The sequence below is a fragment of the Vibrio sp. 779(2023) genome (assembly GCF_033344285.1).
GTDB classification, from domain to species: domain Bacteria; phylum Pseudomonadota; class Gammaproteobacteria; order Enterobacterales; family Vibrionaceae; genus Vibrio; species Vibrio alginolyticus.
In genome coordinates, this window is record NZ_JAWPOM010000025.1 from 1 (window position 1) to 12,139 (window position 12,139).

Consider the following 12,139-nt stretch of genomic DNA (forward strand, 5'->3'; position numbering starts at 1 on the left):
CTATGCGTTGGTTTCGGGGTTTACGGTGGTATGCAGAGGTTTCAATGTTGCGTTACTCACACCTTAACGCGGCGTTATGCAGCCTCTCCAAATCAGATTATTATCAATAATAGATAATAAAATTAAGCAGTTATTCACAATCTTATCAACTCTATGGTCATTTACACTGAAAGCGAGTGTCATTTATAGTCGCTTTGAAATAATCTGTTTCAAGTTCAACTTTCTAAGGTTTCCCATGCCTGATACTGCTAAATACCAACACTTGAACGTGTTCTTAGTTCATGAAGATCATAAAGCTTCACCATTTCATAAGCTATTAAAAGCTAATGCCGACTACGAAACTTATGAGCTAAAACCCTCTTTAGATATATCCGGCGTTTTGTACGTTAAGACTCCGAAGGTTAGCCCTCCTAGTTGGGCTAAGTTTGCTGAATCTTTAACCACAACGTCTATTGATGAACTACAAAATAGGTCTAGCTCTGCGGTTCTTATGATCAAAGCAAGTGAAGCAACGATGGCGATCACTTTTGGTTATGGTAGACACTTACTAGACATGGAGTGTTTTGTTACAGACTTTGGTATTAAAACCGCTCTTAATACGTTAAATCACGATACGCTTCGCAGTATTGATGTTGTTACGCTTGATGAGCAAGGCGTTCAGAAAAAGTCTCAAGCTTCACGTTCGACTAGTGTCGATGTGTTTGGTATCGATATCTCTAAGGACTTACTAAGAGGTGTTACAGGCTCGCCTAAAGAAAATATTGGGCTATTTAATATATCCGGGAGTGGAACCACATTTTCTTTTGGCAAAGAAATTGAGATCAAAGACATGCCGTCTTTGGTAAATAAAATTTTTAATCATTATAAAAGCTCAGACTATAAAGACTCCTTTGCTTGGGTAGACAATATTAGGTGCTTGGAAGAGAAAAAAGATATTGATCCTTTGAACCAAAAGTTGCTCGATGAGTTAAAGAAACCTAGTCCAAACGTTGTAATTTCGATACCAGAAATGTTGGACTGGGACCTGATTAGTGGCTTTAGCTTTACTCGAAGTAAAGGTAATGTTAAGCCAACTATTGAAAGTAGTGACTATTTCACAAATTTAGACGCTGGAAACCTTTCTATCGACTCTCTAAAAAGAGACCGTTTGTTTGTCTTTGATTCGAAAGAAGAGGATACAGAATATAAGGTCTATGATTGTGTTTATTTTGAAATAAAAGATTCGAAGAAAACATATATATTGTTTTCTGGTGTATGGTACGAAATCGCAGATAGCTTTGTAGATAGTATTGATAAGAGTCTTTCAAAGATTAAAGTGACATCTCTTGATTTTCCCAAAGTTTATACTTGGGAAGAGACCCCTACAAAAGGAAAAAATAAAGGTAAAGTTGTTGAAAAAATTGAGACGGAGGGCGACTACAATGAGCGTGCTGCAAGTGAAAAAGGTTACTTTGTCTTAGATAAGAAATTGGTGAAAAGCGGCAGAACCACTACCTCGATTGAACTATGTGACTTACTAACGAAAGACAGTCAATTTATTCACGTAAAACACCGGAAAGGAGGTTCCGCAGGTTTAAGTCATTTATTTGCTCAAGGGAATGTAGCTGCAGAAATAATGTTAGGGGATCGAGAGTTCAGAAAGGCTGCCCGTTCAGTTATCCGTTATAAAGTTTCTCCAGAGATTGTTGAAACAGTGCCTTTGGAAAAGTTAGAAAGTACAGCTGTTGAGGTTGTTTTTTTAATCCTAGGAGAAGACTCAATAGGCTTGAAAGAAAATTTACCATTCTTTAGTAAGGTAAATCTCACTAAAACTTTCGAGAATCTAACTCAGAAAGGCTTTAAGGTCACCGTGGCTGGAGTAGATAAAGAGGCTAAGCCAACCTCGTAGCTGCATAACAATCTGTTTAAGAGTGATTCGCAACGCGTGGCATTTTTGCTATGCGCTGTGTTTGGTGTTTAAGGTGGTATGCAGTGGTTTCGGTATTGCGTTGCTCACACCTTAACAGGGCGTTATGTTTAATCAGGAATTCCGAGTGATATTTGAAGAAAGTAATTCTAACTACTTGGCTGAAAAGCTATGTATCAACGTTAGCGAATTTGAAGAAGACTTAAAAAGGCGGTTTGGTTCACAAGCTACTTGTTTTAATGTTTTAGTTAGTTTTTTGCTTCAAGATCAAGCGAGAAGCAGACTCCCCAACCTTGATGTGATGAATCAAAGCTTCGAAGGTTCCGATATGAAAGAAAGAGCGTTCAATCATATTAAAGCTTCATTTACTGTTGATGAAGCACTCGAAGATTATCTTTATAAAATCATGTGTTATTTCTTTTGGTATTTTTGTGGCGGTTTAGTTGAACTCTTCAAACATCGTCAAGCTGAAAATCGAGGACCACGGATTTACTTAACACAAAGAATAGTGAGTGATGAAGTGATAGATTCAAATTTACCCGCTGTAGTTACTGCATATCGAGGTATGAGTACAAGTGAATCTCAATCAGGGTCATTTGGTATGTCTTGGACTTTGAGCAAAAAGAAAGCATAAGAGTTTGCCTTTACTACGTACAATGACGAGCCTAGAGGTGTTGTTGTAAGCACTACTATTGAGCGAGACAATATCTTATATTTTGACCCATCTGATAACGAAGACGAGGTTGTAGTGGCAAATAATTCTTTGGTGCAAGGTATTGTCGTAGCAACTTAAACATAACAAACTGTTCAAGAGTGATTCGCAACGCGTGGCATTTTCACTATGCGTTGCGTTTAGCATTTAAGGTGGTATGCGGCGGCTTAGGTATTGCGTTGCTCACACCTTAACGGGGCGTTATGTTTTTTGGGAGAAAATGATGGAATTCAAGCTAGAAATCTATGCACCTGAAACAGAAGTTGTAGCTATCCGTGATGCACTTAAATCAGTTGGCGCAGGTGTTGTGGGTGACTATGACAGCGTTATTTCTATCGTAAACATTTCCGGGTTTTGGAGACCAAAGGAAGCCTCGGAACCTGTTACTGGCGAAAAGGGTGAAATTAATTTTGGTGAAGAAGTCAGAATTGACGTTAGATGCCAAGAGTCTTTAGTTCAAGCAGCACTTGATGCTATTCGAAGCATTCACCCTTACGAAGAACCAGTGATCAATATTTTACCTCTATACAACCATAAGTTTGCCTAGCTATGTCAGCACAAACATAGCAAACTGTTCAAGAGGGATTCGCAACGCGTGGCATTTTAACTGTGCGTTGGTTTAAGTGATTAAGGTGGTATGCGTCGGCCTCGGTATTGCGTTGCTCACCCCTTAGCAGGGCGTTAGCCCACAAGAGAGAAATAAAAAGTAGAGTTCGATGATCAAAGGTAAAGTTGTAGAGTGGAATGACTCAAAAGGTTATGGATTCATTTCGGCATTAAATGGTGAATTAAGAGTTTTTCTCCATATATCAACGGTTCAGAGTAAAGGTCGACGTCCTAAGGTCGATGATGAAGTTAAATTTGAAGTTAACGAAGACAAAAAAGGGCGTTACAACGCCACAAATGTAAAAATTCTAGGTTCCGGCTCGGTACCTTCAACAATCATGTTTAGCATCGTTTACTTAGTTTTAGCGAGTACAGCTGTGTTCATATTAGGTGGTGAGAAGCTGTTCATTGCAGCTTATATCCTGATGTCCATTGTAACCTACGTAATGTACGCAATAGATAAAAATGCCGCTCAAACCGGCAAATGGCGGACACCAGAAAATACGCTTCATCTTTTATCGTTACTCGGTGGTTGGATGGGGGCATTATGTGCTCAAAGTCAACTTCGTCATAAGTCGAAAAAACAGCCATTTAAATCGATTTTGTGGCTGACGATATTCGTAAATATTGGAGCATTTGTTTGGACATTCACTCCATCAGGTTCGGTGTTCGTTCAGAACTTTATTAGCAATTGGTTCTAGCACTAGCTGTGAGATGTGGGCTAACAAACTGTTCAAGAGTGATTCGCAACGCGTGGCATTTTTACTATACGTTGCGTTTAGTGTTTAAGGTGGTATGCGGTGACTTCGGCATTGCGTTGCTCACACCTTAACAGGGCGTTATAGCGCAGGAGTGTATGCAGTGAAAAAACTTTATGAAGCAATAGATGGATATGCTGATGCTTATTTAAAGCTTTGGAAAACTGTTCAACTGGAGTCCAATCATTTTCCATGTGGCGCGATAAGTAGTGGGTTAATCGCCGAATTTTATGCAAAGAAGTATTTAGAGCAGAAATATCCGAATGCTCAAATTGCATTTGGTGGTGCAAACGAAAAATCTTGGGACATTAAAGTTACTGAACAGGGGAAAGACATTCTTGTACAAGTAAAGTCGACATCGGATTACAGCAAGTCACGTAAACTCTCACCACTAAAAAAAGGTTTTGACCAGTTAATTGTCATAACATTAGCGTGTGATTTTTTCCCTTCTCAGGCTTTTCTGTTCGAAGACCCAAAAGTACTACTTAAAAACGGATATTTCCCATCGTTGACCGTACCAAATCCGAGCATTCCGAAACAAAAAGGGTCTGACGTTTTTGCAGATGCAGTTAATATTCACGAAGAGTTTTTTGAGCACTTATCAAATGCGCTATAACAAAGCGTTTAAGAGTGATTCACAACGCTTGGCATTTTTAGTTTGAATCAGCTTTAGTGTTTACGGCACAATGATTTAGGTTAGGTGGCGGCATTGTTCACACCTTAACGCGGCGTTAGCTGTCTTAACTAGGAGTATATATAATGATTGATGGTGTGCAGGAGACTCCTTTGTGGGTAGTTAGCATGTCTACAATTCTGGCTTTCTTACCGCTTATAAAACTTTTGCATCACATATTGCACTCTAATCGGTCTTACAAAGTCCAAAGTTTAGAAGCTCTTTCTAAAGTGTTAAGTGGCACTGAGAACATTAGCAACAGACTCGTTGCTGAGCAGTTGTTTATTAATCAATTCAAGGTACGTGTTGACTATGAAACCATAGTAGCTTTGCTTGCTTTCGAAGCACCAACAAAAGCAATAAACCTCTACCGAAACTCAAACAAGTATTTGAAAACAACTAAAGGTCGATTGGTCTACGAAGATAAATATCAATGCTCAAAGAAAAGGCGTTTAGAAAAGTATATAAGACCAATTCGAAATCATATTTTATATTGGTTCTTCGCAATGATAGCTGGTTTTATTGGTTTGTACGTATATCGCTCGTTTAACATAGATACAATATTTCACACCAATTATGTACTTTTTAATGGGGCAGTTTGGGCGCTCTGTTCGTTAGGTAGCCTTATTTGCGTAATAATAGCGGTAAGATGTCTTACTGATACTACAAGCATTAAAGATGCAGAGGCTTTGATGAGTCTAAGCAATCGATATAAAAGCACACCCAAATGGCTTTACTAAAATACAGCTAACAAACTGTTTAAGAGTGATTCGCAACGCGTAGCATTTTTACTATGCGTTGGTTTTGGTGTTTAAGGTAGTATGCAGAGACTTCGGTATAGCGTTGCTCACACCTTAACAGGGCGTTATAAGTTATAGGAAGTAGTAAAGCAGATGTCAAAAGAACCAGTATCTCATCATTATTTGCCACAGTTTTATCTTAAGTCGTTTGCTTTTGAGTTCTCAAAAAAGAAAAAGTTGTATCGTGTGTACTCCTACGATAAGGAGTTTCAGCGTGTTGTAATACCCAAAACAACTAAGGAGATATGTTGCGAAAAGCACAGAAATACTTTGGATATGCTTGGTGAAAAAGACTTTTTTATTGAAAAGTCTTTTTCAGAGCTAGAATCAATAATGTCGGAGTTCTTTAAAGTTACTACGGGTTATTGTAAAGAATTAGAGAAAATAAATAAAAGAAAGCTAGAGGTTTGGGATAGCGATAAATTTAGAGAGACAAGGTACTTACGTAGTTTAAATAAGTTAATGGATGAGCCTTATTATTTTAGGCTGTTTAACTACTTTATTACAGTTTTCTATTGGCGATTGACTATACATGACGAATATTTTGAACTAAACACTACAGAAAACTACTTGTCTGAATCTATTAATTCTTTATTGCAAAAGTCTAACCAGATTGAAATTATAGACTTTAATTCTTTCCCTGAGCTTTTGAATGAAATAAAGTATGACCTTTATCTTCCATTTGCATTTGGCGAACAAAAAAATGTCATGAAAGTCTATAAGAATCTCATTTTTCCAATGTCCGGTGTTTACATTAATCAAAAAGAACACTTCAAGTTATGCCAAGTTTACCTTCCAGAACAAAGAATTGTCAGTTCTGATGCTCCATTTATTACGAATGACCGTGGGGTAAGCTTAGAACAAGAATTTATTTTTACTTGGTCACCTAACTTAGCTTATATTAATGTAAATAACCAAGCAAAGTTGAAGATTACCAATGTAATCGATTGGGCATTTAAGTTATCAGTACTTAATTACTTACAAGCAAAAAGGTTTGTATTTAGCAACGATAAACTAACATTAGAAAATGTGATCAACTATGCGAATATGAGATATGGAAACCAAGGGGTTAGTGACTTAAAGAAAGAGTTATTGGCTTTGGTGCAGTAACTTATAACAAAGCATTTAAGAGTGATTCCCAACGCATGGCATTTTTCATTCTATCGTTGGGTTTAGTGTTTACGGTGTTATGGTTGGGTTTCGTGGTAGCGTTGCTCACACCTTAATGCGGCGTTATACGCTTATTGACCAAGGAGGGTCATGAAATGAAATTAGCACAGTTAAATATTGCGCTTGCCAAATATTCTTTGGATGCGCCTGAAATTAAAGAATTTGTAGACAATTTAGACCTGGTTAATGGCATAGCTGAAGAAAGTGAAGGTTTTATCTGGCGTTTAAAAGACGACTCTGGTGATGCTACAAGCATTAAGTTGTTTGATGATCCAAACATGATTGTAAATATGTCAGTTTGGGAAAATATTGACTCACTTAAAAATTTTATGTTTCGCACTGGCCATAGAGATTTCATGCGCCGCAAAAGCGAATGGTTTCATCGATTGGCAGAAGATACTTATGTTTTATGGTGGGTTGAAGACGGCCATATACCAACGCCACAAGAAGCGTTGTCCCGCCTTCAACATTTGCGAGACCATGGAGATACGCCATTTGCTTTCACATTTAAAACGAACTTTACTGAAACAGATCTTGTGTGAACTACGCGTATAACAAACTGTTTAAGAGTGATTCGCAACGCGTGGCATTTTTACGATGCGTTGTGTTTAGTGATTAAGGTGGTATGCGGTAGCTTCAGTATTACGTTGCTCACACCTTAACAGGGCGTTAGCTTTCTTTGGGAGAATGAAATGAGCCAATATTTGATCGAACCAGAAGTTCCAGGAAGCTTGGGTGAAAATACGCTGGTAAATTTCGATTTGCATCCACCGATAATAGAAAAGCTACATTTTCAGTTTGATGGTTGGTTAGGTGATGATTTATTGACTTCATTTCCATGCTTTTTAGTCTCTGAGCGTTTAGTAATGGCCTTACGCTCATCGCAGTTGTCAGGATACAATCTGGAAGTGGCTGAAATATCTACTTCTGACGTATTTGAAGAACTATATCCAGAGTGTACGTTACCTCGTTTTTCGTGGTTCCAAGTCTCTGGAACTATAGATCAAGACGATTTTAGCGTGACAGATACAGGGCTACTCTTAGTTTCTGAAAGGGCAATGGTTTTGTTACAAAGGTATCAACTAAAAAATGCTGAAGTCGTAGAGTACGAAAGCTAACAAAGCATTTAAGAGTGATTCCCAACGCTTGGCATTTTTCATTCCTTCGTGGGTTTTGTGTTTACGGTGGTATGGTTAGGTTTGGTGGTAGCGTTGCTCACACCTTAACAGGGCGTTATACGAATAGAGGGAAATTATGTACAAAAGTAATGATTTTAACTTGGATTCAAAAGAGTTCAGGTTTAAGAAAGACTCATATCCTTTGTCTAAGATAAACAATGTTAGGGTTAAAAAGTTAAGTTTTCTTGATAATTTAGGTCAAGTTTTATTCTGGGTATGTGTTTTTTCAGGGGCAGTTTGGTTAGTTATTCCAAGGTTGGAAGAGGTGCCACAATGGCTACTAGTTTTAGTTCTTAGTCTGACGGTTGTAGGTTTGGTTTTTGCTCTTTTTCGTTGTTCTAAATATGCACTTCAAGTCGAGTTTCGTCACATAGATGAAACGGGCGTTCAATGGGTTAATGTCGCCAAGTCATACTCAAAGTCAGATTGTGAGTTATTTGAACAGCAAGTGTTGGCACTGAAGAAATTCGTATAACAAATTGTTCAAGAGTGATTCGGCACGCGTGGCATTTTTACTATGCGTTAGCTTTAGTGGTTAAGGTGTTATACGGAACCTTCGGTATTGCGTGCCTCACACCTTAACAAGGCGTTAGCTGAATACATTGACCTACAGCGTGTGGAATAATAGAGGCAAATTAGAACGAGAATAACTCTATGAAATCAGACAATCTTTTTCCTATCAAAGACTTCAAAAATACAGTCTTTTTGAAACCTCTAATCGCCGAAAGCGAAGTGACTAATGTTCATGCTGGTGATTTTAGCTATTAAACTAGCAGGTGTTAATTGTTGGGGAAAGTTGTAATTGAATTAATGCCTACTACACTTCAACCAAAAGGTTGCAATGTTGCAATTTTGGGGTTGAAAGTGTATGCAGCGTATTCATGATAAATCACATAATGGTCATTGGATTTATCTTTACGATAATGATGTTCCTATTCTTCTACCTTGTTTATATTGTCGATACACTTATGTGACTGGTCTTTCGGTTGTTCATGAAAAAAAACGTATTGAAGGCAAAGGCGATTTCGAGTTCTTACTCAAAGAGGATGAGATTGGAGGTGATGCTCAATATGTACGTGGGCATCAACTTGGCCTGTTCTTAGAATGGATAGAAGATTATAACCACCCTTCAGTTACCCTTGCGTGGCATACCGCACTTCCTGCCGAGTTCATTAATGAATATATAAATGAATACCTCATTGTAGAAATGCAAAAAAGCGAAGTCGTTGTGAACAAAGCCATCACTTCCCTTTGTAGCTATTACCACTGGTTGACTTACTTTTTCGATACAAACTTTAAAAAGATATTTATTTTCTCAGAATACAGAGCATTAGCTAGAGGAAATAATAAGTCTAATCTCATTGTCAAATACCTTCTTCCTGCGACAAGGGAGCTCCTTTATCGACATACAGACAGTTTGCTAGAGGAAATTGTTCTTCGAAATGGTGGGGAGTTAGGATGCAGGACTTCTGAGAACCGAGGGTTTTATTTGGCTGATTTTAAAGCTGACGGCAAAATCCGTCTGGGTTTAAAGAGCTTATTTAAGCAATTGAAAGAATCACCTGAAAAGGAAGAGTTTGAGTACCACCTCTCTTCTTTGGATGCGAAATACGGCTCTGCCCGAACACTCTATATTCCTCGTACTCACCTAGAATTGATGGAGCGTTACTGCAATACGGAGCGCCCAGAGTCAGCGTCGAATCATTTGCTTGTTTCTAACTCTAGCAATTACACGAAAGGAGAAGAGGTTAGCAGAAGGTACGGAAGTGCTACTTTTTCTAAGACACTGAAGAAGCTGTTAAAGGTAATGAGTGAAAACCCAGAGGCTTATTCAGGTTATCAAACGTTAGATGAGGGCAATGTTTACCATCATTTAAGGCATTCGTTTGGAACAGATATTTTCCACGATTTATGTGTTACTGCTAAAAAAAATTACGAGTCAATCACAACGGAATCAAGAGTTTATATTGAAACCGCTCGGTGTCTTGGCCATAAGGTAGATGGTAAGCACGCTAACCAAACAACAAAAATCTACATTCATGCTTGTGGAGAGCGAGAAGCTCTATTAATGGAGGTGGTTAATGGATAAAGCACTTTCAAGTTCTGAGATAGAAGAGCGACTAAAGCATGACTTTAAAAAAGAACAACCAGTTACTGCATTTGAATTACCTTTTACAGCTACTTCAATAATAGTGCCTAAAACGGAACAATATGCTTCGCACATACTATTATTCGATGATATTAACACGTCTGATAAGGTAATTATATATAAAGCAATGATTGCTGTTTATAATTATGTGTTCTTTGATAAAAGTGCAGCTGTAACAGCTAAAGATGTTTTCTCATCAGCAGTAAAACCCTTCATTTCATGGTTAAACTCTTACAAAATTAATAATCGTTACGAAATTTTAAAGCGTTATGAATCTGATCGTATGGATGAGCTTGATAATCATGGTGGTTATAGCCCACTAAGAGCCCTCAATTGTATTATTGGATATGCAATTGAATCGGAAGCCCTTAGTAAAGAGTTGAGTAGCGAAGATTATACATTTCTTATTGAACTAAGAAAGACGAAACCTGCACCTAACTTAAACAAATCACAAAAATCCATAGCGAGTTATTTCGGTTCGTTAGACTGGTTGAGAAGAGAAGATATTGGCATTGGGGGTGAGTTATATTCGGCTTTAGCTTCACCGAAGTTAGCCATCAATTCATTAAGTTTGACAGCTGCAACTTTGATTATTGAACTTAAAGAGTATAAAAATGAACTTCAAACATTGATCAAGAGTATCGAACCTCAGTTAGCACCTTTGTTAGATTTGAATTTGAAAACTCTTTCACGGAGTAAAAAACAATGTCTAATTGGGGAGGTGGTTTATTTAATTGTGTGTGCTTATCATCGACTAGATAAACCATCATATACTCTTCAATCCGCTCTAGGAGTTTTACTATTGTCGAATGCATCTAGTCAAAGTAGCTACTTCAATCTATTAAATGTATTAAAGAGTCAGACTGAATGCGATAGTTTATTTTTAAATAAAAAATTTAACACGAACAAAGTTAATTCTGAATCTTGTAGAGATAATTTCACCGCTATGAGAGGTGGAACTCTTTTCTCAATTGATGTAGTTAAAAACTTATTGCGTAATGAAGTATCAAAAGCTGTCACAAAAATAGAAGAAGTTATGTTTGCGTGGTTAATGGCAGGGTTAACGGTACAGCCGACAGATATACCTAAACTTACTCATTCTGACTTCAGGTTAGTGAAAGTTGGTGGTCGAGTGACGCATATCGAATGTGAATACTTTAAAGGGAGGTCAAAGCTTTTTCACGCTACACGCTCCCTTTCAACTCGAACGCGAGAAGGAAAGGCATTATTGGTTGTAATGGGGCAACGAGAAGAAAGCCTACCTTTTTATACTAAGGTGGAGCTTTTTATAAGTAATGGTATTAACTCACTTTTAGGGAATTTAAATTTACTGCTTCAATCAAGTAGTATTTCTATGGTGTTAAAAACTGTACACTCAAAGCAAAATATACCTTGTCTAATGCCCCTAACACTTTGCTCTCTGATATCGAATGGGATTCATACTAATAATTGTGTTGAAAACGCTAATAAAGTGGCATTAGAAGACAGACAAAAATTGGTAAGGCAATCACAATCTCCTTGTCAGTCAAATTTGTTTGGTTTTCAATTAATAAAAAATAGCGCAGTTCATGCCTTTAGCGATCCTTATACTCTAGAGTACCTCATTAACCGTAACTCTCATTCAAACCAGACAGAGAAAGTTAACTACCTGACTGAAGATAATGAAGCGTGGATTAATAACTCAGGAAGAATTACTCGTGAGGTAATGTTTGATTTAATTCAGAATGTCTTTAATTTGGGTTTTGAGCGTGATGATGCAGAACAATTAAAACGGTTTAACAGCGAATTTATGGCGGTGACAGAAAGTATCTCTTATAGGCATGAAGAAATGAACTCAAGACTTCGTATGATAACTGGACAGGAAAAAGGAAAAGTGAATGAAGTAGGAGTTCTCTCATTGAATGATAAAAATGAAAGCGAACCTTTATCTCCTATTTATGTAGTTGATAGCTCAATCACAGTTCTAAAGATGTATAACTACCTCCATGAATTTAAAAAAAATTACAAAAAGATACTTGCGAATAATCCAGATTTTTTGTTTAAGACTGTTATACCAACCGTTGAATGGATCGAGGGTACGCTCAAAAAGATGAGTAAACCATCACTACGAAAGGGTAGAGACCAATTTGATTTAATGATTAAGAATGGTGTAGTGATTAGCGTCTTTAATTCTATGTAGTTGGAGGT

Annotated in this window: 12 protein-coding genes; all 12 read left to right on the plus strand. The window is 37.5% G+C overall.

What is annotated here, in order from left to right:
• Nucleotides 1-235: 235 nt before the first annotated feature.
• The 12 genes from R8O70_RS21590 to R8O70_RS21650 all read left to right on the plus strand — a co-directional run bounded on the left by R8O70_RS21590 (nucleotide 236) and on the right by R8O70_RS21650 (nucleotide 12,131).
• Nucleotides 236-1,888, plus strand: a complete 1,653-nt coding sequence (locus tag R8O70_RS21590; protein ID WP_318184354.1) for a TIGR04141 family sporadically distributed protein — start codon at nucleotides 236-238, stop codon at nucleotides 1,886-1,888.
• Between the two features lie 145 nt (nucleotides 1,889-2,033).
• The gene (locus R8O70_RS21595) at nucleotides 2,034-2,540 is read left to right on the plus strand and encodes a hypothetical protein (protein ID WP_258623989.1); all 507 of its coding nucleotides are present in this window, start codon (nucleotides 2,034-2,036) and stop codon (nucleotides 2,538-2,540) included.
• A 298-nt stretch (nucleotides 2,541-2,838) separates the two neighbouring features.
• Nucleotides 2,839-3,165 (plus strand): hypothetical protein, encoded by a 327-nt coding sequence (locus tag R8O70_RS21600; RefSeq protein ID WP_258645355.1) that lies wholly within the window; start codon nucleotides 2,839-2,841, stop codon nucleotides 3,163-3,165.
• A gap of 169 nt (nucleotides 3,166-3,334) precedes the next feature.
• The gene (locus R8O70_RS21605; protein WP_258623983.1) at nucleotides 3,335-3,925 is read left to right on the plus strand and encodes a cold shock and DUF1294 domain-containing protein; all 591 of its coding nucleotides are present in this window, start codon (nucleotides 3,335-3,337) and stop codon (nucleotides 3,923-3,925) included.
• Nucleotides 3,926-4,085: 160 nt separating this feature from the next.
• Entirely contained in the window at nucleotides 4,086-4,598 is a 513-nt protein-coding gene (locus R8O70_RS21610) for a hypothetical protein (protein WP_258623980.1), read from the plus strand.
• Between the two features lie 143 nt (nucleotides 4,599-4,741).
• Entirely contained in the window at nucleotides 4,742-5,395 is a 654-nt protein-coding gene (locus R8O70_RS21615; RefSeq protein WP_050939727.1) for a hypothetical protein, read from the plus strand.
• 153 nt (nucleotides 5,396-5,548) lie between these two features.
• Nucleotides 5,549-6,565: a DUF4238 domain-containing protein gene (locus R8O70_RS21625; RefSeq protein WP_234499569.1), complete on the plus strand. Its 1,017-nt coding sequence runs from the start codon at nucleotides 5,549-5,551 to the stop codon at nucleotides 6,563-6,565.
• A gap of 155 nt (nucleotides 6,566-6,720) precedes the next feature.
• Entirely contained in the window at nucleotides 6,721-7,167 is a 447-nt protein-coding gene (locus R8O70_RS21630; RefSeq protein ID WP_053350281.1) for a DUF3291 domain-containing protein, read from the plus strand.
• A gap of 150 nt (nucleotides 7,168-7,317) precedes the next feature.
• A complete protein-coding gene (locus tag R8O70_RS21635; protein ID WP_053350285.1) occupies nucleotides 7,318-7,743 on the plus strand; it encodes a hypothetical protein in 426 nt (141 codons plus the stop codon).
• Between the two features lie 136 nt (nucleotides 7,744-7,879).
• Complete coding sequence (locus R8O70_RS21640; RefSeq protein WP_025539256.1) at nucleotides 7,880-8,278, plus strand: DUF6232 family protein; 399 nt, start codon at nucleotides 7,880-7,882, stop codon at nucleotides 8,276-8,278.
• 393 nt (nucleotides 8,279-8,671) lie between these two features.
• Nucleotides 8,672-9,892, plus strand: a complete 1,221-nt coding sequence (locus R8O70_RS21645; protein ID WP_318184356.1) for a site-specific integrase — start codon at nucleotides 8,672-8,674, stop codon at nucleotides 9,890-9,892.
• Nucleotides 9,885-12,131: a hypothetical protein gene (locus tag R8O70_RS21650; protein WP_318184357.1), complete on the plus strand. Its 2,247-nt coding sequence runs from the start codon at nucleotides 9,885-9,887 to the stop codon at nucleotides 12,129-12,131. The genes R8O70_RS21645 and R8O70_RS21650 overlap by 8 nt, the downstream gene beginning before the upstream one ends.
• Nucleotides 12,132-12,139 lie beyond the last annotated feature (8 nt).

Bases quoted from the DNA above. Each gene is read 5' to 3' on its own strand.
- R8O70_RS21615 (WP_050939727.1), top strand. From the start codon at position 4,742: ATGATTGATGGTGTGCAGGAGACTCCTTTGTGGGTAGTTAGCATGTCT.
- R8O70_RS21590 (WP_318184354.1), top strand. From the start codon at position 236: ATGCCTGATACTGCTAAATACCAACACTTGAACGTGTTCTTAGTTCAT.
- R8O70_RS21605 (WP_258623983.1), top strand. From the start codon at position 3,335: ATGATCAAAGGTAAAGTTGTAGAGTGGAATGACTCAAAAGGTTATGGA.
- R8O70_RS21650 (WP_318184357.1), top strand. From the start codon at position 9,885: ATGGATAAAGCACTTTCAAGTTCTGAGATAGAAGAGCGACTAAAGCAT.
- R8O70_RS21645 (WP_318184356.1), top strand. From the start codon at position 8,672: ATGCAGCGTATTCATGATAAATCACATAATGGTCATTGGATTTATCTT.
- R8O70_RS21600 (WP_258645355.1), top strand. From the start codon at position 2,839: ATGATGGAATTCAAGCTAGAAATCTATGCACCTGAAACAGAAGTTGTA.
- R8O70_RS21630 (WP_053350281.1), top strand. From the start codon at position 6,721: ATGAAATTAGCACAGTTAAATATTGCGCTTGCCAAATATTCTTTGGAT.
- R8O70_RS21640 (WP_025539256.1), top strand. From the start codon at position 7,880: ATGTACAAAAGTAATGATTTTAACTTGGATTCAAAAGAGTTCAGGTTT.
- R8O70_RS21625 (WP_234499569.1), top strand. From the start codon at position 5,549: ATGTCAAAAGAACCAGTATCTCATCATTATTTGCCACAGTTTTATCTT.
- R8O70_RS21635 (WP_053350285.1), top strand. From the start codon at position 7,318: ATGAGCCAATATTTGATCGAACCAGAAGTTCCAGGAAGCTTGGGTGAA.